Source organism: Prevotella melaninogenica (genome assembly GCF_018127925.1).
GTDB lineage: Bacteria > Bacteroidota > Bacteroidia > Bacteroidales > Bacteroidaceae > Prevotella > Prevotella melaninogenica_C.
In genome coordinates this window covers 1,352,689-1,379,156 of record NZ_CP072348.1, presented here as the reverse complement: position 1 = coordinate 1,379,156, position 26,468 = coordinate 1,352,689, and the positions used below count along the sequence as shown (strand labels likewise).

The window sequence follows — 26,468 nt, the reverse complement described above, 5'->3', positions numbered from 1 at the left end:
TTGCTTGTTAATTGTTTCTATATGGATTGAAACGTTCTTCTTCTGTTATTTATTGTCTAATATAATTAGTTTCTTAGCTTTCGACACCTTTGTAGCACCATTGCTACTGAGGCGTACTCGATAGAGGTAAACACCTGTTTGGAGTTTTGCCCCATTCTCAACGGTAAGGTCCCAGTTGGCTGTAATGGCATTGCCCGATGCAACACCAGTCTCACTGCGGTGCCATAGGAGGCGGCCGCTCATATCGAATACTTCTATGTCAACATCGACATCTGAACCAATATAGTTGTGCGTAACAATGAATGTCGTCTCTGTCGTGGCAGGATTCTTAGAGGCATTGACACTATAGATTTCTGGTGCCAGTCCTTTTACAACCTTGAACTGTAATGTAACGGTTGAAGGGTTGTTCTGTATGTCCCACGCACGGAACTGCAGAGTGTGTGGTCCCTCAGAAAGCTCTGGCAGACTAAAGCCTGTTGTTCCTGATGTATAGCTACCGAAGTCATATCGGAAGTTATCATTCAGAATATAGGTCTGCGTCAACTTGCCGTCGATGGTCAGCTGCATGTTATGTCCGATACCATTACCAGAAGCGTTGATACCATCTTTATCCGTTATCTGTGCAAAGAAGTAAGGAGTACTATTGACCTCACCACCATTGACAAATGAAGAAGAATTGAGATAAGCATAGATTGATGGACCAATAGAGTCGTTGTATACAATCTCTGAACCATCAATCGTGAAGCCCTCTTCATGTCCTTGTGCCATGAGGGTGTGGCTGTCGTTAATGGCAGATAGATTCATCAAGCCTGTTCCTGCTGCATAGTTGATGTCACGTGGTACGGCGAAGGTGAATGTAAACTCACCATTCTTGATACTGTCTGTACCATTGTAGAGCACTTTCTGTCGATCGTAATATTGGAACGCACTTGCGGACGTGTCTTCTTGCTTCTTACATGTAATAAGTTCTTTTGTGTCACGTACGGTAGCAGTGAGTAGTCCCTTGAAGTCACCTTGCTTACTACCATTCTTTGCTATGTAACCTTTGACGGTTACAACGGAGCCACCTTTGAGTACAACAGAACCTGTTGTACTTGGCGTTTGTCCATTGATAGCCTCCACTTTTACCTCTAATGTAGGGAGGTTCAATGCGAGTGCTGGGTCGCCTAATAAAGCATATTGCAGTTTATTTGGTGTGAGGTCGCTGTTAGAATTAATCAACTCACATTTAGCCAAACGCTGTGCTTCGCCCAAGGTGGTTGGTTTACCATTTGTAAAGCTAAGCACATGCTTAAGGAAGGCGGTATTGATTGCCTTGTTATAGTAAGCATATACCGTACGAGTGGTACCCCAGAAAGCAACAGAGCCACCCTTCTTGTTTAACATGGCTGCTTCACCGATAGTTGGAATAGTACCGTCATATGGCATGATATCACAACTGGCAGTAATCCAAAGCGGTAGATTAGTGTTGGTAAAGTTGGCAAAGTCGTTGAGGCGGAGTACTGCTTCATGAGAGATTTGGTCTTCCTTTCCGTGACCAGCATAGTCCATGATAAGTGCACCTTGTGCCTGTTGCTGCTTGATAAGAGCACTTACCTCAGGGTAGGTGTTACCGGTTGCTGACGATACACGAGTGTAAGCATCCCACATCACCTTCTTTACTTGATAGTCAGGATAGGTCGACATAATGGTTTCTACGGTCTCATTGACATCGTGCATGTGGAGATTATTGTTTCCATCATCACCCATGAACATGATAACATTCTCCCAACTTCCGCCATTCTTGTTCTCAGCATAGCCGATTGTCTTATCAACTAATACCTTTGCATCTGATATCTCTGTCACAGGAAAGCGCCCAACTCCAAGGTCTTCTTTGTCACGTCTTAACAAGTCTCCACCTTCTCCATCATCCATCAACGTAAACCAACCATCATTGACATAGCAGTCGGTCTCGCTGAATGAGTTTTCACTCTCGTAGGCAAGAAGATAGTCATCAGGATTAAGGTTACGACAAGCACTGGTCACCATACGGTTATCCCATACGCAGTCGCCAAAGAGTAGGAGCGACTGTGGAAGATTGTTACTGGTAGCACGGTCGTAAAGCATCTTCATATAACGGCGGTAAGCCATTGCATCAGGTGTCCCACTGGAGAATTCATTATAGAGTTCGTCTGCTGGAACAATACGTACAGAAATATTATCGTGTGTACGATGGAAGTCGGCTAAGCGTTCTGCCTGGGCTAATAACTTCTGACTTGTAGGGATGATAATCACCATGTTGACTGGTTCGTCAGCATGATGGTCTTGGTTGGTTATGTTGTAAACATATTCAGGAGCAGGGAAAGATGCCTTCAAAGAAGGTGCTGGAGCAGAGGTTGGGTAGGTCATAATGAGGTAGTCAAGGCGTGCTGGACCACCTGATATAGTCGTCAGTTTGATGCTGTCAACAGCATGGAGGGTGTTGAGCGTATAAGTTCTAACCTCTTCATAGCCTTTATCGAAAGATTCTTGAGGTGTGATTCTAATGTCGCCAAGACGCTGACCATTTGCTTCTACCTTAACAATCGAAGCATAGGTACCTGTTGTTACGGCTACCGTTAGTTTTGCACTTGTAGCACGTGCTTTGTTTGTCAAGGTGAATACTTTACCTTCGTTCAGTTTTAATGGAGTTTCTTCAAAGAGGTTTCGTCCTCCATGATACCAACTGAAATTATCCACTTCATGCAGACTGTGATAGTCATCAGTTGATGGATAGAAGCTATTGAGGAAGGTTGTGCTATCTGAAACAGTTTCAGGAGCACTGTTGTTGTCTTCTGTCAGGAAGTAATAACCATAGTTAGAATAAGGGTTGCGGATTCTCTTTATCGATGTGTTGCTTTCCCAACTAACAGGACCGCGAGCATAGAAGAGTCGTCTACCATTACTATTATAGGTTGGCACCTCTTTTAAATCATCAAATGAAGTGATGTCATCGGCTGTAAGAACCTCCTTCTGCAAGTTTCCACCATAGCCATAGATTTTGACTTTGTCAATGTTAGAGAAGCCCGCACGACGGATTAGATCATTGGTTAACTGATAGACACCATTAGCAGGAACACGTATTTTTGCCCACTTTCCGCTGGCAAGAACGGAATGTTCTGCATATCGATTTGCAGCAGCAGATGCTGATACAGCTCCTGCACGGGTTTCAATACCTTTATTCTTTTTTGTCGTTGTCTTCTTAGGACGAGACGTAAGGGCTATCATGAAACTGACGAGGAACTGCTTCTTTCCATTGCGCTGAACGATTGGTGTTAGAGATATCTCTAATACACCACACTTGCGTTCCACTGTCATCTGCTGATGTATCTCTGGTAATGTTGGTGGGACAATACTTGTCAGTGTATTATAACGTTCAATGTCAGCCTTGCTCATATCAATGAACTCTGGGTAGCGTATCTCCAAATCGTAGGTAGAATCAGCATACTGTTCCCCAACAGGAATAGCATAGTGGAAATGTGGCAATAGCGAGTCTATTGTCACATCTTGAACAGTTAGATTGAAAAATCTTTGCTGTTGAGCTGATAGTTTTATACAACCCAACAGAAGTATGAAGCAGAGTATTGCTGAACGTTTCATTAACAGCTTATTGATTCCTTTCGTCATTTTATTGATGTATTCCTCCTTTAGTCTTTTTGTCAGTTATTCCCTCTGTATGGTTGATTATTTGAGTTCCTTAATTGGAGAGTATAGATATCTATGTCATAAACGTTTAGAAATCTTTCGTTTACTCTCCTTAGCTTATTTGCAATTAAAGTCGAGAACCTTTCTCTCTTCAATGAATCCTTCCAGATGGTCATTGATATGTACAGGTCCACAACCTGATGGACAGCCTGTATAGATGATGTCGCCAGTCTTGAGGGTGAAGTAGCGACTAATGTAACTGATGATTTCATCTACTTTGTATAGCATATCAGTTGTACATCCTTCCTGAACCGTCTGTCCGTTGATATCAAGGTGGAAGCGGAGTCGTTGTATATCAAGGAATTTATCCTTTGATACCCATTCGCCTAAAGCTGCCGAACCATCAAATCCTTTACAGAGGTCCCATGGTAGTCCTTGTGCTCTTAGCTTTTGTTGTAATTCGCGCGCTGTGAAGTCAATACCAACTGTCACAGCATCGTAGTATCTATGGGCGAAACGCTCAGAGATCGTCTTTCCCAATCGGCAGATGCGTACCACGAGTTCCGTTTCATATTCAATCGTTCCCAAATCATCGGGAATGAAGAAAGGCTTTTTATCTTTCAGTAGGGCAGAATCTGCCTTAGTGAAGATTATTGGTCCTTCCTTTTTAGATAACGTTTCGTTTAGCGATTTATTATGTTCGGCATAATTCATGCCGACTGCAAAGATTTTCATTGTTGGTAGTTTTAGGAAATTATTAGCCTTATTAGTCCCATTAGCCTAATAAGCCCAAACTTCTAATAAAAGAGAGTTGCAGGAGCCTAATGGCTATCCTGCAACTCCCATATCTTTCTTCTAATGAAGCTCTGTGATTACTCTGCAGAGAGAGTGAAGCGCTTGTAAGCAACAATCTTAAGATCCTTGCTCTGAGCCTTAAGCCACTCGTTAACGCTCTGCTTGTCACCATCACCAAACTGGAACTCTTGATCAACGAGACAGTTCTCCTTGAAGAACTTGTTCAGACGACCCTTAGCGATGTTCTGAATCATATCCTCGTTGAGGTTTGCAGCCTTCTCAGCAGCAACAGTGTTGCGAATCTCGATAGCCTTGTCAGCCTCCTCACGTGTCAACCAACCCTTCTTGATGTTAGACTCGATATGGTCTTCACTGTCAACGAGGTTAGCGTTGATACCTGCCTTCTTGATAGCAGCAACAACAGCCTTCTCAATCTGCTCTTCCTTAGTCTTCTCAACAGCAACCTTGGACTCCTCGTCCTTAACAGACTGTGGAATAGATGCCTCGTCAAGAGCTACAGGCTTCATAGCTGCAACCTGCATAGCTACCTTGTGACCAGCATCCTCATTGTTCTCATTGAGCTGAACGATAGTTGCGAGAGTGTGCTTGTTCATGTGGTCATAAACAGAGATGTTCTCACCCTCAAGGAAGTTGTAGCCGTCGAGCTCCATCTTCTCACCAGTAACACCTGAACGGTGCTGAACAGCAGTAGCAGCATCCTCGCCATTAGCGAGCTTAAGTGCCTTAATTTCATCAAGACTCTTACACTTGTTAGCAACAGCAGCGTCCAGAATCTCCTGAACGAGGGCGATGAAGTCCTGACCGTTAGCAACGAAGTCTGTCTCACACTTGATAGCAACCATAGCAGCAAAGCCGTCTACCTGCTTAACGAGTACACAACCGTTTGATGTCTCACGGTCAGAACGCTTAGCAGCGATAGCCAAACCACGCTCACGAATCAATTCCTTTGCCTTTTCATAATCGCCTTCAGCCTCTGTGAGTGCCTTCTTTACGTCAGCCAGACCTGCGCCAGTCATAGCGCGGAGCTTCTTGATATCTTCAATAGATACAGCCATTTTTTTGTTTTCCTTTCTAATATTATTAAATATTGTGGGCGTTGATGAGGGATAATAAACTTCAAGTATTATAAATAATATAGAAGCTCATTAGCACTCACCAGCGCCCACTATGTTTCTTTTAATTACTCAGCAACTGGTGCCTCGTTCTCTGCCTTTGGAGCCTCTTCTGTCTTACGAGCAGCACGCTTTGGCTTTGCCTCAGCAGCCTCTTCAGCCTGCTCTGCAGCAGCCTTCTCGTCAGCCTTCTCAGCCTTACGCTCCTCAAGACCCTCTGCGATAGCACCGCAGCAAGCAGCGAGGATTGCCTCTACTGAATCCTTAGCATCATCATTAGCAGGAATGATATAGTCGATGTTCTTTGGATCAGAGTTGGTATCAACGATACCGAATACAGGAATACCGAGACGGTTAGCCTCCTTAACAGCGATGTGCTCCTTCATTACGTCTACAACGAAGAGTGCAGATGGCAAACGAGTCAAGTCAGAGATAGAACCGAGGTTCTTCTCGAGCTTAGCGCGCTGACGTGAAATCTGCAAAAGCTCACGCTTAGAGAGGTTAGAGAATGTTCCGTCGTTCATCAACTTGTCGATGTTCGTCATTTTCTTCACAGCCTTACGGATAGTTGGGAAGTTGGTCAGCATACCGCCAGCCCAACGCTCGTTTACGTATGGCATGTTAACAGCTGCAGCCTTCTCAGCTACAACTTCCTTAGCTTGTTTTTTAGTAGCGACGAACAGAATCTTCTTACCACTCTTGGCAATACCCTTGAGTGCTTCTGCAGCCTCGTCAATCTTAGCTACAGTCTTGTGAAGATCGATGATGTGGATACCATTGCGCTCCATGAAGATGTAAGGAGCCATAGCTGGGTTCCACTTGCGACGGAGGTGGCCAAAGTGACATCCTGCCTCCAATAACTGGTCAAAATTTGTTCTTGACATTTTGTTTGTTTTTACTTGTTTACTTTCTTTTAAATTCTTTCTTGGCGAATGAGCTTCACCACGCTTTGTTAGAATCAACTGACGGGTAGTCCCCCGATAAGGAATCGCGTCAGTTTAGATACTAAACCATCTCCTTTGAACTTTGAACTTTTATCTTTGAACTTTGAGGTTTGAACTTTTACCTTTTTGCTTTGTTTTATTCTTTTACCGAACAAAACATATCATAAAGTTCAATGTTCCAAGTTCAATGTTCAATGTTCCAAAGGAAAATATTAACGCTTACTGAACTGGAAGTGAGCACGAGCCTTTGGCTGACCTGGCTTCTTACGCTCAACAGTACGGCTGTCGCGTGTCAGGAATCCCTGGTCCTTAAGTGCTTTCTTATCTTCAGCGTTAACCTTAACCAATGCACGAGCGATAGCAAGACGCAGTGCCTGGCTCTGACCAGTAAAGCCACCACCATCGAGGTTGGCCTTAATGTCATACTGACCTTCTACACCGAGCAACTGCAGTGGCTGCTTAACCACGTACTGCAGGATAGCTGATGGGAAGAATTCAGTTAAATCTTTCTTGTTGATTGTGATCTTACCGGTGCCCTCTGAGAGGTAAACACGCGCTACAGCGCTCTTACGGCGACCAATTGCATTAATTACTTCCATCTTTCTCCTTATTATTTATACTGGTTAATATCAATTGCCTTTGGCTTCTGTGCCTCGAGACCGTTGAGCTCTGTACCTTCGATAACATAGAGGTTATCCAACAGATGACGACCTAAAGGACCCTTTGGTAACATACCCTTAACAGCATGACGAATCATCTTGTCAATACCGTTCTTACGAGTACGAAGCTGTGCAGGTGTGTTGAAACGCTGACCACCAGGGTAACCAGTATAACGTGTGTAAACCTTATCAGTCTCCTTCTTACCAGAGAATACAACCTTAGCTGCATTGATAATGATTACGTTGTCACCACAATCTACGTGTGGGGTGAAAGTTGGCTTGTACTTTCCGCGAAGAAGCTTAGCTACTTTAGAGCAAAGACGACCTACAACCTGATCGCTCGCGTCAATAACGACCCACTCTTTTTTAGCTGTTTCCTTATTTACGGAAATAGTCTTGTAACTTAAAGTGTCCATTCTAAAAAATTAATAATTTTACTACTAAAAAACGTTTTCTATTTCTACGACTGTGCTTTTCCTAACCATGCTGCCCGGCCAAAGACAACACTATTAACACGTATCGTATGGGGTTCTAAGAAAATCCCCCTTAATAATCGGACTGCAAAGGTACTTATTTTCAATCTTATATAATTGTTTTGGATAGTAGGATTATATGTAGTTTATGATTATTTAACTAAAAAACTTGCTCGCTTGAGCCTGTTATTGTGTTTCTCCAAGGTTTTGTTTAATGTTGTTCTTGCATCTTACCTTATAATATTTGTCGTTCTAAATGTTTGAACTTCTGCCTGTACTAAACAGTCAAAATATTGGTCTTATCTCTCTGCGAATGTTTTTAAAAACTTAAAAACAAAGCGGGGAAGTCAAAAATGGTAAAAAAGATAGAGGTTTATCATAGTTTTATTTATTTTTGCAGCGCTATAAAGCTACTTCTTATGTCTGAAAAGAAGGGAATAAGTCCGTGGCTTATTATATTATAAATAGGTGAAACATAAAACATAGACAAATATAACAGATTAAACAAAGATGAATTTTAAATCTATTTTATTCGGTATGGCTTTGGCAGTTAGTCCTCTGTTCGGTTTTGCCGACAGTAATATCAAGATGGTTGTCGGAACCTATACTGATGCTGGTAGTCAGGGGTTATATTCTTTCTCTTTCGACCAGTCTACTGGTAAGGCATCGGGTATCACTTCGTTAAAGGTTGACAATCCTTCTTATTTTACTTTCAGCAAGGATGGTCGTAATATCTATGCTGTTAGCGAGAAGAATAATGCGACAGCTGTTCTTAATAGTATTGGTTACGACCCTGTAAACGGTACTTTCGCTTTTAAAAACTCACAGCTAACGCATGGTGGCGATCCTTGTTATGTGTCTACAGATGGCAAGATTGCACTTACTGCTAATTACTCTGGGGGTACTATCTCTGTCTTCCCAATTCTTAAGAATGGAACACTCGATAAGTCTTTGTTGCAGTTAGGTAGTGTGAAGGGTGGTCCTAACCGTTCACGTCAGAACACACCTCATGCACATTGTGCTATCTTTGCACCCGATGGTTATATCCTTACAACCGACTTCAGTGGCGACCGTATTCTTTGTTTCTCTTATAACAAGCGTGATAAGAAGTTAGAGGATCATGATATTGCTGCTCATGTAAAACCAGGCTCTGGTCCACGTCATCTTGTTTTCTCTCCTAATGGTAGATATGCTTATCTTATGAATGAGTTGTCTGGTAAGGTGATTGTTTATAGTTATAGTGACGGTAAGTTAAAGGAACTTCAGTCTATCGCTGCTGATAATGCTAACGCACGTGGTGGTGCTGATATCCATGTCAGTCCTGATGGAATGTTTGTTTATGCAAGCACACGTCTGAAGGGTGATGGTATCACTATCTTCCGTGTAGGCAATAAGGGTACCTTGACTCGTGTGGGTGCGCAGCTTACTGGTAAACATCCACGTAACTTTGCTATCACACCAAATGGCAACTTCCTCCTCGTTGCTTGTCGTGATGATAACTCAATACAGGTTTACTCACGTGATAAGGATACGGGCTTGCTTAAGAATACTCATCAGGATATTGTCCTTAGTCACCCAGTTTGCGTGAAGTTCTATCCAGAGTAAAGTTTTTGTGGAGTTAAAGGAGTGAAATGGAGTAAAGACATTAGTCTTTTTCCTTTCGTTCCTTTACTCCTTTATATTGCTACAGTCTTAATTCCTATACACCTCCTTTCACTATTTATGTATGTGGTATCCTTGGTGGTGAATACTTCAAGAGTCAAAATCAAGAAAAAATCAAACCTTTCTCAGAAGGGCATGTTGCTAAGGTGAACAATCATGAGGTTATAGTAGGTTTTGGTATGCCTGATCTTTCTGCAGGTATGAGAAGATTCTTTTATTAAATTCTTCGTAATGCATCTGTAAAGCACACAGAGGATACAAGTATAATTGGTGTTACTGCTCCTCGATATTCTAAAGGTCTTATTATGAAAGTACCTGTTTGCTTGTGGAGAAAGTGTGTTTCATGCGCTAACTTAATAAGAAAAAGATTAGAGTCATTTATATAATCAAGTATGGGCGTGTGTCAAAATAGACATATCCTCTTTGTTGACAAGAAGGTTAACTCTTTTTGACGGAAAGGTCAACCTTTTTTGACGGAAAGGTCAACCCTTTTTGATGAAAGGGTCAACCATTTTTGAAAAACAGTCGACAATTTTGATAAAAACTGTTGACACTTTTGTAGACAGATTAAGTTTTAGGAATTTAAAAGAGAGGATGTGTCTATTTTGATACACTCTCATATTTTTTATGTGAGTTTTTAGTCGGTGTGTTGATACTCCGCACATATCGTGTTGATGCTCCGCACGAGTGGTGCGGACGCTTAGCACGGATGGTGCGGAGGGTTAAACACATTGTTATATATAGACCAAGGAGGAATCAAATTGAAGTTAGAAGTGAGTTGTTCTACCACAAGTAATGTCAGACAGTTTTGTAAGGAGGCAAGGTAAATCGTTAGTCTAAGGATTGGACAGAGGTAAAGACGTTTCAAGACTATCTATCGTTACTTTTCATTCGTATAATAACGCCTTGATTACTTGCAAATACAAAAGAAAGGATGTATCTTTGTTGCTGTAACTTAGGCGCAACCATTACGCAGCATCCTAATGGGAACACCATAACTAAAAATAACTATGTACAAAAGAAATCTTTTCCTTTATGCAGCCTTAATAGCTCTTTCCGTATCGGCTACGGCACAGACAATGAACATCACACGTGAGGGTGACACAACGATTGTGAAGATAGCAAAGTCGCCAAAGTATCTTCTCCTTCCGATTGAAGAGGGGAAAGACGAAGCGCAGGTGATACTCGACAATGGTAAGAAGACTGATACGTGGATGGATGTAAGATTAGCACAAGGGAAGACCGACTATTATGTACCATTTAAACTCAATAAGGGTAAGACTTCTATTGTCAAGATCGTAAACCTAAAGGCAGATGCACTGGCACTTCAAAAAGGACAACTGAAGCTTTCAAACGTGTGGGATGTGACCAATACCGACTACTATCGCCCTTCTTATCATCATACCCCTTCTTACGGATGGATGAACGACCCTGTTGGAATGTTCTATAAAGATGGGGTCTACCACCTCTGTTATCAATATAACCCTTACGGCTCCATGTGGGGAAATATGCACTGGGGACATGCTGTCAGTCGTGACCTTATCCATTGGAAAGAGGTTGAACCGACGCTTCAGCGCGACCCTATGGGACATATCTTCTCGGGTAGTACGGTAATAGATAAGGACGGTACGGCTGGTTATGGGAAGAATGCGATTATCTCCCTTTATACCTCCGATAGCAAGGAGAATGCGCAGACACAATGTATGGCTTATAGCACCGATGGCGGTTATACCTTTCATAAGTATGAGAAGAACCCTGTTTTGAAGCCTTTCGATGGTGTGAAAGACTTCCGCGACCCAAAGGTCTTCTGGTATGAGCCATTGCAGAAGTGGTATATGATCGTTTCTGCCGACAAAGAAATGCGTTTCTATTCATCGCCTAACTTCAAAGATTGGACCTACGTCAGTGCTTTCGGTAAGGGTTATGGTTCACAACCCAATCAGTTTGAATGTCCCGACTTCTTCGAACTCCCTGTTGATGGCAATCCAAATAAGAAGAAATGGGTGATGATAGTGAACATTAATCCGGGCTGTCTCTTTGGTGGTAGTGCTACGGAGTACTTTGTAGGTGACTTCGATGGGACGAACTTTACCTGCGATAGCGACCCTTCTGTAGCTAAGTTCCTCGACTATGGTAAGGACCATTATGCCACAGTTACCTTATCAGGCGTTAAAGACCGTGTGTTGGGAATAGCATGGATGAGCAACTGGCAGTATGCTAACGTTACGCCTATCCGTCAATATCGTGGTGCCAATACGCTTCCACGTGAGTTAAAACTCTTCACAGGTAAAGATGGACAAGTCTATATGTCTTCTAATATTGCACCAGAGGTAGCCTACCTAAGAAGAACCTATAAGCGTCTGCCCGACCTATTGGTTGCTAACGAGCGGGAGGCAAAGAACGTCTCTGCAAGTAAGGAGAATGCCTTTGAGGTAGAGATGGATGTAACGCCAAACAAGGCTTCTAAGACGGGAATAGTACTTTATAATGATAAGGGTGAGAAGGTAGATATCTACTTTGATATCAAGGCAGGGCGACTGGTTATGGATCGTACGGAGAGCGGAAAGGTTAAGTTTGGTGAGAAGTCAGAACCTCATAAGATTGAAACCGACTATGACGACCGTGAGGAACAGAAGGCTTTAGGTGCGAAGCGGAAGCAGAACTCCATTAATTATCAGAACGACTTTGCACTCGGTACATGGGCACCATTGAGCCTTTGCGACTCCAACACCTACCACTTGAACATCTTTGTTGACAAGTGTTCTATCGAAATCTTCGTCGATGGCGGTCGTATCTCAATGACCAACCTTGTCTTCCCAACCGAACCATACACCTCTATAAAGTTCTATTCTGACGGCAATAGAGCCTCCTTTAAAAACATAAAGGTGTGCGAGTTAGGAATATTGAAGCGTTAACAAATAGCATTTTAACTCTAATCGGTAGTCAGAATCAAAACATATTTTGGTCTAATGATCGATTTGGGGTTTAGGTAAGGGCAGTAGATATATGTTTTTATTAAGAACGGATAAGAAGGAAAGGTTGAAAATATAGTCTATGCTTGCTTAGTAGATACAGAATTACTTACTTCGAAACTTGCAAATACAGACGAAAGAATGTAACTTTGTTGCGGTAAACCTGTATTATATATAATCTACTTGATAATTATGCAGATGAAACAATGGCTATATGTCGTTTTTCTTATATGGGTATTTTCAGCCTGTTCGGATAACAATGTAAAAAAATATGTTATAGGAGTATCTCAGTGTTCTGAAGATATTTGGCGTGATAAGCTCAACAACGAACTTGTGATGAGTACCTATCAGCATGATAATGTAATACTGAAATTTGCTTCAGCTAATGATAATGATAGGTTACAGAAACAACAGATTGACCAGTTTATAAAGGAAAGAGTCAATCTTCTTATTGTATCACCCAATCAGATTCATACCATTTCATCGGTCATTGACAAGGCATATGATGCTGGTATCCCCGTAATCCTTTTTGATCGTAAGACTGATTCGAAGAAGTATACAGCTTTTATAGGAGCCGATAACTATGAAGCTGGGTACGAGATAGGTCATTTCATCGGGCAGCAGTTAGCGGGTAAAGGGAATATAGCAGAGATTTGTGGATTGCAAGCATCGTCTCCTGCTATCGAACGAAACCGTGGCTTTAGGGATGCACTGAAGAATTATCCTGATATAAAGGTAGTGGCTCGAGGGTATGGAGACTGGATAAAAGAAAGTGGTGTTGCTGCAATGGATAGTATGCTTGCACAATCGAAAGAGTCTTTTCAGTACGTTTTTGCACAGAATGACCGCATGGCCTTAGGTGCTTTGCAATCTATAAGGGAGCACCATGTAAAGGGAGTAAAAATTGTTGGAATAGATGCTCTTCCTGTACCCGGAGGTGGTATGGAGAACGTTCGTGATGGAAATTTGGAAGCTTCTTATATCTATCCAACTCGAGGTGATTTAGTTATGCAACTTGCGTTGAATATCCTTGAGAAGAAGCCTTATAAGCGTGACAACTATCTAAAAGGTGCATTGGTAACAAAGGCAAACGCTAATGTTCTACTTATGCAAAATGAAGAGGTGAATAAGCAAACAGCTCGTCTCAATGCACTTCATGGGAAAGTGGATACTTATTTGGTGCAATATAATCATCAAAAGATGTATATTGTGCTTTTTAGTATAATCCTTCTCTTGCTGATTGGTATTATGGTTTATATCTATCGAACCATCCTTATGAAGCGAAGAATAGAAGAAGAAGCCAACAAAGCAAAACTTCAGTTTTTTACAAATATAAGTCATGAATTGCGTACACCACTTACGTTGATAGCTGATCCTGTGAACTATATCATCCATGATGATAACCTTAATTCACAACAACGAAGTATGCTACAGATAGTACAACGTAATGTGCTTGTCCTGACACAATTAGTCAGTGAGATTCTTGATTTCCGTAAGGTGCAGAATGGTAAGATGGAACTACGCCTCTCCGACTTTAATCTTGCGGAAAGTATGAAACAATGGATTAAGCTTTTCAGTGTCTCTGCACAAAAGAAGCATATTGGCATTAGTATGGATGCCCCTGATACAATCATGGTTAGAGCGGATCAAGATAAGATAGAGCGAATCTGTTATAATCTTCTTAGTAATGCCCTAAAATATACGTCTGAAAGTGGAGAAATCTCTCTGACGGCTAAAGAGGAGGGTGGACGTGTTATAATTAGTGTGGCAGATAATGGTTGTGGTATTTCAAGTGATGCGCTTCCTTATATTTTTGATCGTTTCTATCAAGCAAAGAATGCAGGACGTGGTACGGGTATTGGGTTGGCTATTGTGAAAGCTTTCACAGAATTGCATCACGGAGAAATAAGTGCTACAAGTGTAGAGGGAAAAGGAAGTACCTTTACTATTAATATTCCTGTTAGACAGAAAGGAGAGGTAACTAATCAGTCTACAGAGAAAATAGAACAATTGGTTGAGCCATCATCCGCACAAGAAGTTCCGAATCAAGCTCGTCATATAGATGAACTTATACAGCCTCATCAAATTGACAAACCAGAGGTTTTAATCATTGATGATAATATTGATATTCGCACTTATTTAAGGTCAGTACTATCTGAAAAGTATAATGTGAGTGAAGCTTCTGATGGAAAAGTTGGTTTGGAGCTTGCAAGGAAAATAGTCCCAGATATAGTGTTGTCGGATATTATGATGCCTTTGATGGATGGATTAGAGTTTTGTCAACAGCTGAAAACAGACAAAGCCATCAGTCATATACCTGTCATTTTACTAACAGCACGTAGCTTAGATGAGCAGCGTGTGGAGGGTTATGAGCATGGTGCGGATGCCTATATTTCGAAACCATTCTCGCTTCGTTTACTTCTTTCGCGTATTGATAATCTTATAGAAAGTAGGAAAAAGTTGAATCAAACATGGTCAAGAGGTGTTGAGGACGATGAAATCGGTAATTTGTCGAACGAAATCGATAAGTCTTTTCTCAAGCAATTACGAAAGATTATACAAGGAAACCTTGCAAATAGTGACTTAAGTGTAGAGCAGATTGGCGATGAAATCGGGCTTTCTCGTGTACAGCTCTATCGGAAAGTAAAAGCTCTTACGGGATATTCTCCTGTAGAAATATTACGTAAAGCTCGTCTCACTCGTGCTCGCCATCTCCTTCAAACTACTGAGCGCACGGTGTCAGAAGTAGCTTATGCTGTAGGCTTCTCTACGCCCAGTTATTTCTCAAAGTGCTATAAAGACGAGTTTGGGGAGAATCCTAAGAAGTGATAATGGGATTATCTAATTTTTTCAAAATAAGTAATGTCGATGCCGGTGGGTGTCTAATCCTCCTGTAACGTAAAGTGTTGAACACTTAAGAAAGTGAACGATTTGTCTAATTTATGATAATAGAAAAATCGTTCATTTTTTATTAATATCTTTTTCATGTAACATTTATTACATTCAGAGAACGATTATTATTAAGAAAGGAAACCATCATTATTTATCTTTGCACCACAAAACCAATAATATTATTTAGTATTACTAACTATTAAAAGTCATGAAACAATTATTGCGAGTAATCACGAGTCTGTTACTTCTGATGTGTTGTGCTGGAGCTATGGCGCAAACATTAGATGTTAGCGGTAAAGTGATTGACGAACAGGGAGAACCTGTTATCGGTGCATCGGTGGTACAGAAAGGTACATCAAATGGTACTGTCACCGATATTGATGGTAATTTCACCTTTAAGGCTCCACAAAGTGCTACACTTGTAGTCTCCTATGTAGGCTATAAAAGTGTAGAAGTAAAGGCTGGTGTCGGAATAAAGGTACAGCTACAAACAAATGCGAGTGAACTAAACGAAGTCGTTGTTACAGGTTATACAACCCAACGCAAAGCAGATCTTACAGGAGCTGTTTCGGTTGTAAGCGTAGATGAATTAGCCAAGCAGAATGAGAACAATCCAATGAAGGCGCTACAAGGTAGGGTTCCTGGTATGAATATCTCTGCAGATGGTTCACCCTCTGGATCAGCCACAGTACGTATTCGTGGTATTGGAACTCTGAACAACAATGACCCTCTTTATATCATTGATGGTGTACCGACAAAGGCTGGTATGCATGAGTTAAACGGTAGTGATATTGAGAGTATCCAAGTTTTGAAAGATGCTTCCTCTGCTTCTATCTATGGTAGCCGTGCTGCTAATGGTGTCATCATCATTACCACAAAGAAGGGTAAAGAAGGAAGAGTAAATGTAGATATTGATGCTTCTATTGCGGCATCAATGTATGCTCACAAGATGAATGTACTTAATGCGAAGCAATACGGACAAGTAATGTGGCAAGCTTATGTTAACGATGGTATGGATCCCAATACTAACGGTTTAGGTTATCGTTATGACTGGGGGTACAACGCACAGGGTAATCCAGTGTTGAATAACATTAGTATGCGTAAATATCTTGATGGCGCAGGTACTACACCAGCTGCTGATACAGACTGGTTTGATAAGACGACACGTACAGGTGTTGTTCAGAACTATAATGTAGCAGTTAGTAGTGGTTCTGATCGTCATTCTTCTTATTTTTCTTTAGGTTATTATAAGAACTTAGGTATCATTAAAACATCAGATTTTGATCGCTATTCAGCTCGTATGAATACTGAATATAAGTTGATAAAAGATGTTTTAACCGTTGGAGAACACTTTACGTTAAGCCGTACGTCAGAGGTTCAAGCACCTGGTGGATTCCTTGAGAATGTGCTTCAGTTTAATCCTTCACTTCCTGTTTACACAGAGAACGGAACTTATGCAGGTCCTGTTGGTGGTTATCCTGACCGTGAGAATCCTGTTGCTCGTTTGTATCGTAACAGCGATAATCGTTATATTTATTGGCGTACTTTTGGTGACGCTTACATTAACCTTCACCTTTTTAAAGGATTCAATCTCCGTTCAACTTTTGGTTTGGATTATGCTCAGAAACAGCAGAGATTTTTTACTTATCCAATCACAGAAGGAAATGTTGCCAATTCTAAGAATGCTGTTGAGGCAAAACAGGAGCACTGGACAAAGTGGATGTGGAATGCTGTTGCAACTTACAATCTACAAGTTGGTTTACACCGTGTAGACGCTATGGCTGGTATTGAGTTGAACCGTGAAGATGACAACTATTTCTCTGGATATAAAGAAGATTTCCTGATTCTTAACCCTACATACATGTGGCCTAATGCAGGTACAGGCACTGCACAAGCCTATGGTGGTGGCGGTGGATACTCGTTAGTATCTTATTTTGGTAAACTGAATTATAATTATGCAGACAAGTATTTAGCCTCATTTACCCTTCGTTATGATGGTTCATCTCGATTTGGTAAGAACAATCGTTATGCAACATTTCCTTCAGTTTCTTTGGGTTGGCGTGTTAATCAGGAGAAGTTCTTAAAGAGTTCACAATGGTTGAATGATTTAAAGCTTCGAGCATCGTGGGGAGCAACAGGTAACCAAGAGATTTCTAATATTGCGCGTTACACTATATATGTTAGTAACTATGGCGTAAATGAAAATGGTGGTCAGAGTTATGGTACATCATATGATATAGCTGGAACTAATGGTGGTCGTCAATTGCCAAGTGGATTTAAACGTGACCAACTCGGTAACAATGACATCAAATGGGAGACAACCTATCAAACTAACCTTGGTTTGGACTTCTCTATGCTCAATTCTTCACTCTATGGAAGTTTTGATTGGTATTATAAAAAGACAAAGGATATCCTTGTGCAGATGGCTGGTATCGCAGCTATGGGAGAAGGTAGCACACAGTGGATTAATGCTGGTGCTATGGAGAATCGTGGTGTTGAAGTCAACTTGGGTTATCGCAAGACAACCAATGGTGGTTTTCATTATGACATAGCAGGTAACTTTAGTACTTATCGTAATAAGATTACAGCTTTGCCAGCAACAGTTGCTGCCAATGGAACCTTTGGTGGTAATGGTGTGAAGAGTGTTATTGGTCATCCTATGGGTGCACAAGTTGGATATGTTGCAGATGGAATCTTCAAGAGTCAAGAGGAAATTGATAATCATGCAAAACAGGATGGTGCAACCCTTGGACGTATGCGTTGGAAGGACTTGGATGGCAATAACATTATTACAGAAGCAGACCAAGACTGGATTTATGACCCAACACCAGACTTCTCATATGGACTTAATGTGTATCTTGAATACAAAAACTTTGATTTCACAATGTTCTGGCAAGGCGTACAAGGTGTAGATATTATCTCTGACTTAAAGAAGCAGACAGATATTTGGGCTGGTTTGAATATTGGTTTCCTAAACAAGGGACAACGTTTGTTAAATGCGTGGAGTACTACCAATCCTGATAGTAATATTCCTGCTCTCTCACTCTCCGATAATAATAATGAGAAGCGTGTTTCTACTTATTGGGTGGAGAATGGTTCATACTTAAAGCTACGTACTATTCAGTTAGGATATAATCTGCCAAAGAGTATGACTAATCGTCTTGCAATGCAGCGTTTACGTTTCTACCTCAGTGCGCAGAACTTATTAAGTATACATAGTAAGAGTTTTACGGGTGTTGATCCAGAGAATCCAAACTATGGTTACCCAATTCCACTCAATATCACATTCGGTATAAACGTTACATTCTAACAATTATCATCTGACAATATAATATGAAAAAAGTAATATATTCAGCACTTGTGCTCGCTACCCTTAGTATGACAAGTTGTTCAGACTTCTTGGATGGACATACTCCACAGGCAACACTAAGTGATGAGCAAGTAAAGGAGGCTAATCATGTTGATGAACTCGTAACATCAGCTTATGCCATATTTATTTCAGCAGAAGATATCAATTCTTCGTTTTCAATGTGGAATTATGATGTCCGCAGTGATGATGCCTATAAAGGCGGTAACGGAACAAGTGATGGAGATGTGTTCCATCAACTTGAAATAGAACAAGGAGTCTTGACCACAAACTGGAATATTAGCGATATGTGGCAAAGATTATACAATTGTATATCACGTGCCAACACGGCAATAGCTCTTCTTGAACAAGTCAATAGTACTGTCTACCCTCGAAAGGATGAACGTTTGGCTGAGATGAAGTTCTTGCGTGCATATGGACACTTTTTGTTAAAGCGTTTGTATAAGAATATACCTTTTGTTGTAGACCCTAACCTTAAGACTGAGCAATATAACATGCTTTCTAATCGTGAATATACGAATGATCAAGGTTGGCAAGTTATTATTGATGACTTGATGGAATCCTACAATAAACTTCCTGTTCATCAAGCAGACAAGGGACGTCCAACAAAAGCATCAGCTGCAGCTTTCCTTACGAAGGTATATATGTATAAGGCTTATCATCAAGATAATGAGAACACGAATGAAGTTACAAGTATATCAAAAGACGATCTTTTGAAAGCTATTCAGTTTAGTGATCCTGCAATTTATACAGCTGGCGGCTATGGGTTAGAGAGTGATTTCCATAATAACTTTAGACCAGAACCACAGTTCGAGAATGGAAAGGAAAGTCTTTGGGCAATGCAATATTCTATTAATGATGGAACTAAGAATGGTAATCTTAACTGGAGTTATGGACTAATTGTTCCGAATATTCCTGGTGTAACTGATGGAGGATGTGATTTTTATAAGCCAAGTCAAAATCTTGTTAATGTGTATCGTACAGATGCTAATGGCCATCCATATATAGGTACATTTAACAATCAAGACTATAATAAAGCAACAGATTATGCAGACCCACGTCTATTCCTTACCATTGGTATTCCTGGTTTGCCTTATGAATTTAACTCTAAGTTCATGATGGATAAGACTGCTACATGGAGTAGAAGTAATGGATTGTATGGCTATTATGTAACTTTAAAGCAGAATGTAGACCCAGAAAGTCCTTATCTGAAGAAAGGTGCATGGTGGGGTACATCAGAGAATCGTATTGTCTTCCGTTATGCAGATGTCCTACTTGAACGTGCTGAGGCTTTGGTACAGTTAAATGATGGACGTATTAACCAGGCAATCAATATCATCAATCAAATCCGTAATCGTGCTAAACAAAGCACAGGTGCTATCAGCAATTATCAGAGTGATTATGGTGTGAGAATGAATGTTATGCCATATACTGGAACCTACAGTCAGGTAGAGGCGCTTGATATTGTTAAAATGGAGCGTCGTATAGAGATGGGTATGGAATCTGAAAGATTCTTTGACCTTGTAAGATGGGGAGAGGCAGAACGCATACTCAACAAGTATTATGCAGAAGAAGCTAATGACTGTTCTATCTATAGTAGTGCTCACTTCACTAAAAATAAGAATGAGTACTTGCCTATTCCATATGCACAAATAGCTGCTTCAAACGGACATTATAAACAAAATATTGGTCAGTGGTAAAGTATGAAAACAAATATAACAACAATATTCATTGCACTTATTGCTTTCTTTGCATTAGGTAGCTGCAGCGACGAGAATAATATTTCTGATCTGCAATTAAACGGATTATGTTCAGTCGATTCTATCGTATTGGATAATTATAAAGGTGTCGTAGATCAGGCTTCACGTACAATCACTGTGCGTGTCCCTGAAACTTACGATGTCACAAACATGACTGTTAGCACACTTAAGCTAAGTGCTGGTGCCATCAGTAATATCAAAGAGGGAGATAAACTTAATATGCTTACAGCTCAGGTGCTCAGTATTAAGAATGGTGATGTCTTCCTTGACTGGACTATGAATGTATTGAGAGATGAGGCAAAAATCACTTCTTTCAAGATTAATGGAATATATAATGGCGTTATTGATGAGGGAAATAAGACAATCTCTGTCTATGTCCCTAATACGCTGGACCTCCATTCTTTAACTCCTACAATTGGGTTGAGTACAAATGCGACAGTTTGTCCATCTAATGGTGTTGCAACGGATTTTTCTAATCCTGTTATATTTACAGTTACCAATAATACAGCTTCTGCGAGCTACACTGTAAAAGTAACAGCTATCGGTAAGCCTACTGCAGTCTTTGTTAGTCTACCAGCTACGATGAACGAGCTTAATTCAGAGGAATTAGCTGCTTGTAAGTGGATGCTTCAGAATATCCCGAACTCATTATATGTTTCATTTACTGATATTAAGAATGGTACAGTCGATCTTAGTGAGTGTAAAGTTATTTGGTGGCATTATCATAAGGATGGAGGTGTTGATGGAAAAGAAGCATTTGAAAGAAATGCACCAGAAGCTGTCAATGCAGCTGTTGCGCTAAGAGACTATTATAATAATGGTGGTTCTTTCCTCTTCACACGATATGCTACAAACATGCCAGCTGAGATTGGTGCTGTAGCAAACAATGCAGTTCCAAATAACTGTTGGGGACAGAATGAGGCTGATGCCGAGAAGGTAAGTAACCCTTGGAACTTCTTTATTCAGGGACATACAAGTCATCCTCTTTTCCAGAATCTCATAATGAAGAGTGGTGAACCTAATTCTGTTTATACTTGTGATGCAAATTATCGTATTACCAATTCAACTGCTCAATGGCATATAGGCACTGATTGGGGTGGATATGATAACTTAAATAAGTGGCGTACAGAAACAGGTGCACATGATCTGGCTTATGGTGGTGATGGTGCTGTCGTTGCATGGGAGTTCCCTGCAACAGGAACGAAAGGTAAGATTCTGTGTATCGGCTCAGGATGTTATGATTGGTACAGTATTGATGACGTTCCTGCTTACTACCACAATAACATTGCTAAAATGACACAGAACGCATTCAACTATCTAATGAATCATTAAATAAAGTATAACTGATATGAGAACTATGATATTTTCTCTCGCTCTCGTCGCAACATTATCAGCCTCATTAGTGGGCTGTAGCGACGAAAAGACCATGATTGAGGAAAAAGATTGGAATACAACAACCTATTTCAAGTCCACCGATGAAATGGCACAAACCACTTTCTATAAGCCAGCTGTTGGTTACGTTGGAGACTTAATGCCTTTCTTTGATCCTAAAACAAAGAACTTTAAGGTGATGTATCTACAGGATTTTCGTCCTAATCAAGCTGGTACTTACCATCCTATTTGGGCTGTTGAAACAACTGATGGAGCCAATTATCAATCACTTGGAGAACTGATTCATTGTGGTGGTATCAATGAGCAGGATGCGGCACTGGGTACTGGTTCAACGGTTTATAATGATGCTGATGGATTATATTATACCTTCTATACAGGTCATAGATATCAAACAAATTCTACTAATAATGGTGAGATGGTGATGATGGCAACATCATCCGATTTCAAAACATGGACTAAGAATCGTGTTTTCCGCTTGAAAGGTGATGATTACGGATATAGTAAAGATGATTTCCGTGATCCCTTTGTCTTCAAAGGTGATGATAATAAATGGCACATGCTTGTTTCAACTTTGAAGGGAAGTAAAGGTTATCTGGCAGAGTTTACATCCGATGATCTCAAGACATGGAGTCATGCTGGAACGTTCATGACCATGATGTGGGATCGATTCTATGAGTGTCCAGATGTGTTTAAAATGGGAGACTGGTGGTATCTTGTTTATAGTGAAAAGCATGCTGCTATCCGTCGTGTGCAGTATTTCAAAGGTAAGACTCTTAGTGAATTGAAGGCTTGTACACAGAATGATGCTGGTTTATGGCCTGATGCACATGAAGGATTCTTAGATAGTCGTGGTTTCTATGCGGGTAAAACAGCAAGTGATGGTCAGAATCGCTATATCTGGGGCTGGTGTCCAACACGTCCAGGTAAGGATAACACTGCTGTTGGTGCTGCTCCTAATGAACCTGAGTGGGCTGGCAACCTTGTTGTTCACCGTCTCATACAACACGCTGATGGTAGTCTTACCTTAGGAGAAGTAAAAGGGATTAGCGATAAATACGGCAAAAAACAAGAAGTAAAGGTTATGGCAAAGAGTGATAATGGTGTTGAGAATGTAACTGATGGCTATAAGCTTTCTGGTGATTCTTACCTACTTTTCAATCGTCTTGGCTATCACAATAAAATTTCCTTCACGATAACAACTTCTAATAACTGGGATAAGTTTGGTGTTTCATTCGTACGTGGCACAGATTCTGAGAAGTATTATTCTTTGGTGGTAAATCCTGAAAATGAACAGACACGTAAGATAAACTTTGAAGAAGAAGGTTCTGCGGGTCGTGGTTTCATAAATGGTATTGATGGCTACAACTTCGCTCGACCAACCGACAATGTCTATCATGTCACTATCTATACGGACAATAGTATAGCCGTAATGTATATTAATGATGTATGTTGCTATACTAACCGTATTTACGAAGTACAGAAGAACTGTTGGAGTATCAATAATTATGGAGGTAATATCACCATCAGTAATCTCACTGTAAGTCAGTATTAAGAATTTAAACCCTTTCTTCACTAAAGATAGAATAAAAGATATAGTCGTTCATTCTGTGAGAAATTGCCTATTATCGCAAATAATATCATTGAATGGGCGACTACTCTTTCTAACTTATCAATAAAATGTCTATCTTTGTCTATCTGAAACTAAAAATATAATGAATCAACCTATAATGAATAGAAAGATTAAATTATTGGCTATTTGCCTTTTTATAACTACAACATTTATGCATGCGCAAACATTCTTAAGTTCAAATCATGCTATGAAGCGTGTGAAAACTGCAGATAAGTATATTCTTCTTCCTGTAGAGGAGGAAGAAGGTTATGCACATATTCGCGTTATCAAAGATAATCAAGTTGTAAAAGAATTCAATTGTAAACTTGCTATTAACAAGACTGATTATAATGTGCCACTTGATGTCAGTGAATATGGTGGTGATGTATTACTTGATATCCAGTTCTCAGGAGATAAGCGTAGTATCGGTTTAATTAATAATTTCGTTTGTTGGAAAGATATAAAAGCAACAAATGTGTTTGATTCCAAGAATCGTGAAAAGTTCCGTTCTATCTATCACCATACTCCAATTTATGGCTGGATGAACGATCCTAATGGTATGTTCTACAAAGATGGTGTATGGCATTTATACTATCAGTATAACCCTTATGGTTCGCAGTGGGAGAATATGACGTGGGCGCATAGTACCTCTACAGACCTCATACACTGGAAAAATCATGGAGAAGTGATACAACCAGATGCACTTGGAACTATTTTCAGTGGTAGTAGTGTCGTTGATAAAGAAAATACCGCAGGGTTTGGAAAGGATGCTGTTGTTGCTTTTTACACTTCTGCAGGAGCTGCGCAAACACAAAGTATTGCATATAGTACGGATAATGGTGAGACTTTTAAGAAGTATGTAAACAACCCAATTCTTACAAGTGATGTACCTGACTTCCGTGATCCTAATGTCTTTTGGAATGAAGAAGTGAAGCAATGGAATCTTATTCTTGCAGCAGGACAGCAGATGAATATATATAGCTCAAAGAACTTGAAAGACTGGAAGTATGAAAGTTCTTTTGGAGAGGGATATGGTAATCATGGAGGTGTTTGGGAGTGTCCTGACTTGTTAAAGATGGGTGATAAGTGGGTACTTATCTGTAACATTAATCCTGGAGGTCCCTTTGGAGGTAGCGCAACTCAATACTTTGTTGGTTCATTTGATGGTCATAAATTTACTTGTGAGTCAAAACCTGAGATGACAAAGTGGATGGATTATGGAAAAGATCACTATGCAACCGTATCGTTTAGCAATGCTCCTGATGGTAGAATCGTCGTTCTTCCATGGATGAGTAACTGGCAGTATGCTAATCAAGTACCCACCCAGCAGTTCCGTTCTGCCAATGGCTTACCACGCGACTTAGGGTTTTATCGTTACAATGGGGAAGATTATGTCAGTGTAAAACCATCACCTGAAGTATTTGCTGCTTTCGAGAAGAAGCCATCTGGTCGTCTCCAATCAGCTGCTTACATAGAAGTAACCAATATTAAGAGTAATGCTTCTATTGTGTTAAGTAATGACAAGGGTGAACGAGTTACTATGATTTATGATGGAAAGAATGGTACCTTTAGTATGGATCGTACTGAGAGTGGTGTTACAGAGTTCCATAGTGATTTTAAGGCTAAGACGGTCGCACCAACCAATGGGATTATAAAATCAATGCAAATATTCATTGATCGCTGCTGCGTTGAGGCTTTTGATACTGAAGGTAAAGTGGCAATGACCAACCTCGTTTTTCCATCAAAGCCTTACGATAAAATACTTACTAAAGGTTGCAAAGTGAAGGTTTATGCGTTGAAGGACTAATAAATAAAGAAAAGAAAGAATGATATTTCTGTCCATTATCTACAAATAATCTTATTATAGATATTTTTGTTGATATCAATGAACGAAATTTTAAAGCTTCTTTCTTCGTAAAAAAGTAACTTTGCAAGTATAATTAAGAACAATAGAACTATACAAAACTAAAAATTTAAAGATTATGTCGAAAACCAATAAACTCGCTCTCTTGCCCGTAATGCTTTGTTTTTTTGCGATGGGTTTCGTTGACTTGGTAGGTATTGCCTCCAACTACGTAAAGAACGACTTGCAGCTGTCGGATTCTACAGCCAATGTTTTTCCATCCCTTGTTTTCTTTTGGTTCCTTATCTTTTCCGTACCGACTGGTATGTTGATGAATAAGATTGGACGCAAAAAGACAGTGCTTATCAGTCTTGTCGTTACCTTATTCTCTCTTCTCTTGCCGGTTTTCGGCGAGTCATACGGCTTAATGCTCGTATCGTTTTCATTGCTTGGAATAGGCAATGCATTGATGCAAACATCGTTGAATCCACTGGTTTCAACGGTGATGAAAGGTGGAAATTTAGCCTCAACACTTACTTTCGGACAGTTTGTTAAGGCTATAGCATCCTTTATGGCACCTTATCTTGCTATATGGGGAGCGCAGGCAAGCATTCCAGCCTTTGGTCTTGGATGGCGCGTTCTCTTCCCAATTTATCTGATAGTTGGTACAATTGCCACGCTGTTACTCTTCTCAACGCCTATCGAAGAAGAACCTATCGAAGGTAAAGCGAGCTCTTTTGCAGAATGTTTCAGCCTATTGGGTAAACCTATTGTGTTGCTTAGTTTCCTGGGTATTATGTGTCACGTTGGTATTGATGTTGGTACAAATACCACGGCGCCAAAGATTCTGATGGAGCGTTTAGGTATGTCATTGAACGATGCAGCCTTTGCAACTTCTCTCTACTTTATCTTCCGTACCATCGGATGTCTGACTGGCTCTTTCTTCCTTCGTGTAATGAATAACAAGCTATTCTTTATTATTTCGGTTACGATGATGGCGCTTTCAATGTGTGGAATGGCTGTAGGAACGTCAAAGACCGTACTTTTTGTAGCGATTGCTCTTGTAGGTTATGGTAACAGCAACGTTTTCTCAATGGTCTTTGCACGTGCTTTACAGAGTGTTCCTGACAAGCAGAACGAGGTGAGCGGACTGATGATTATGGGACTTTTCGGTGGTACAATCTTCCCACTGTTGATGGGATTTGCCAGCGATGGATTCGGTCAGGTGGGTGCTGTTGTCGTAATGGCAGTGGGCGTACTCTACCTCTTTTCTTATATTCCAAAGATGAATAATAAATAATACA

The 26,468-nt window shown here is 40.5% G+C and carries 15 protein-coding genes; 9 read left to right on the top strand and 6 right to left on the bottom strand.

From position 1 onward, the window contains the following. Positions 1-45: 45 nt before the first annotated feature. The 6 genes from porU to rplM all read right to left on the bottom strand — a co-directional run bounded on the left by porU (position 46) and on the right by rplM (position 7,610). The gene (porU, locus tag J4861_RS11165; protein ID WP_211816890.1) at positions 46-3,645 is read right to left on the bottom strand and encodes a type IX secretion system sortase PorU; all 3,600 of its coding nucleotides are present in this window, start codon (positions 3,643-3,645) and stop codon (positions 46-48) included. A gap of 135 nt (positions 3,646-3,780) precedes the next feature. After that, positions 3,781-4,398: a fumarylacetoacetate hydrolase family protein gene (locus tag J4861_RS11160; protein WP_211816889.1), complete on the bottom strand. Its 618-nt coding sequence runs from the start codon at positions 4,396-4,398 to the stop codon at positions 3,781-3,783. 137 nt (positions 4,399-4,535) lie between these two features. Continuing rightward, positions 4,536-5,534, bottom strand: a complete 999-nt coding sequence (tsf, locus tag J4861_RS11155) for a translation elongation factor Ts (protein ID WP_211816888.1) — start codon at positions 5,532-5,534, stop codon at positions 4,536-4,538. 125 nt (positions 5,535-5,659) lie between these two features. Then, positions 5,660-6,475, bottom strand: coding sequence for a 30S ribosomal protein S2 (gene rpsB, locus J4861_RS11150; RefSeq protein WP_211816887.1), 816 nt, complete (start codon positions 6,473-6,475; stop codon positions 5,660-5,662). 272 nt (positions 6,476-6,747) lie between these two features. Then, positions 6,748-7,134, bottom strand: coding sequence for a 30S ribosomal protein S9 (gene rpsI, locus J4861_RS11145; protein WP_004358788.1), 387 nt, complete (start codon positions 7,132-7,134; stop codon positions 6,748-6,750). An 11-nt stretch (positions 7,135-7,145) separates the two neighbouring features. Continuing rightward, positions 7,146-7,610, bottom strand: coding sequence for a 50S ribosomal protein L13 (rplM, locus tag J4861_RS11140; protein ID WP_004358787.1), 465 nt, complete (start codon positions 7,608-7,610; stop codon positions 7,146-7,148). Positions 7,611-8,177: 567 nt separating this feature from the next. Here rplM and J4861_RS11135 point away from each other — a divergent pair. The 9 genes from J4861_RS11135 (at position 8,178) to J4861_RS11095 (ending at position 26,464) form a co-directional block, all read left to right on the top strand. After that, positions 8,178-9,272 carry a lactonase family protein gene (locus J4861_RS11135; protein ID WP_211816886.1) on the top strand — a complete coding sequence of 365 codons (1,095 nt, stop codon included), beginning with the start codon at positions 8,178-8,180 and terminating at the stop codon, positions 9,270-9,272. A 1,067-nt stretch (positions 9,273-10,339) separates the two neighbouring features. Beyond that, the gene (locus J4861_RS11130) at positions 10,340-12,244 is read left to right on the top strand and encodes a glycoside hydrolase family 32 protein (RefSeq protein ID WP_211816885.1); all 1,905 of its coding nucleotides are present in this window, start codon (positions 10,340-10,342) and stop codon (positions 12,242-12,244) included. Between the two features lie 249 nt (positions 12,245-12,493). Beyond that, complete coding sequence (locus tag J4861_RS11125) at positions 12,494-15,130, top strand: substrate-binding domain-containing protein (RefSeq protein WP_211816884.1); 2,637 nt, start codon at positions 12,494-12,496, stop codon at positions 15,128-15,130. 271 nt (positions 15,131-15,401) lie between these two features. Further along, positions 15,402-18,503, top strand: coding sequence for a SusC/RagA family TonB-linked outer membrane protein (locus J4861_RS11120; protein ID WP_211816883.1), 3,102 nt, complete (start codon positions 15,402-15,404; stop codon positions 18,501-18,503). Between the two features lie 23 nt (positions 18,504-18,526). After that, positions 18,527-20,260 carry a RagB/SusD family nutrient uptake outer membrane protein gene (locus J4861_RS11115; RefSeq protein WP_211816882.1) on the top strand — a complete coding sequence of 578 codons (1,734 nt, stop codon included), beginning with the start codon at positions 18,527-18,529 and terminating at the stop codon, positions 20,258-20,260. Positions 20,261-20,263: 3 nt separating this feature from the next. Continuing rightward, positions 20,264-21,652 carry a DUF4960 domain-containing protein gene (locus J4861_RS11110; RefSeq protein WP_211816881.1) on the top strand — a complete coding sequence of 463 codons (1,389 nt, stop codon included), beginning with the start codon at positions 20,264-20,266 and terminating at the stop codon, positions 21,650-21,652. A 16-nt stretch (positions 21,653-21,668) separates the two neighbouring features. Continuing rightward, positions 21,669-23,264 (top strand): glycoside hydrolase family 32 protein, encoded by a 1,596-nt coding sequence (locus tag J4861_RS11105; RefSeq protein WP_211816880.1) that lies wholly within the window; start codon positions 21,669-21,671, stop codon positions 23,262-23,264. A gap of 175 nt (positions 23,265-23,439) precedes the next feature. Next, the gene (locus J4861_RS11100) at positions 23,440-25,128 is read left to right on the top strand and encodes a glycoside hydrolase family 32 protein (RefSeq protein ID WP_211816879.1); all 1,689 of its coding nucleotides are present in this window, start codon (positions 23,440-23,442) and stop codon (positions 25,126-25,128) included. A gap of 175 nt (positions 25,129-25,303) precedes the next feature. Beyond that, positions 25,304-26,464, top strand: coding sequence for an MFS transporter (locus J4861_RS11095; protein ID WP_211816878.1), 1,161 nt, complete (start codon positions 25,304-25,306; stop codon positions 26,462-26,464). Positions 26,465-26,468: the final 4 nt, after the last annotated feature.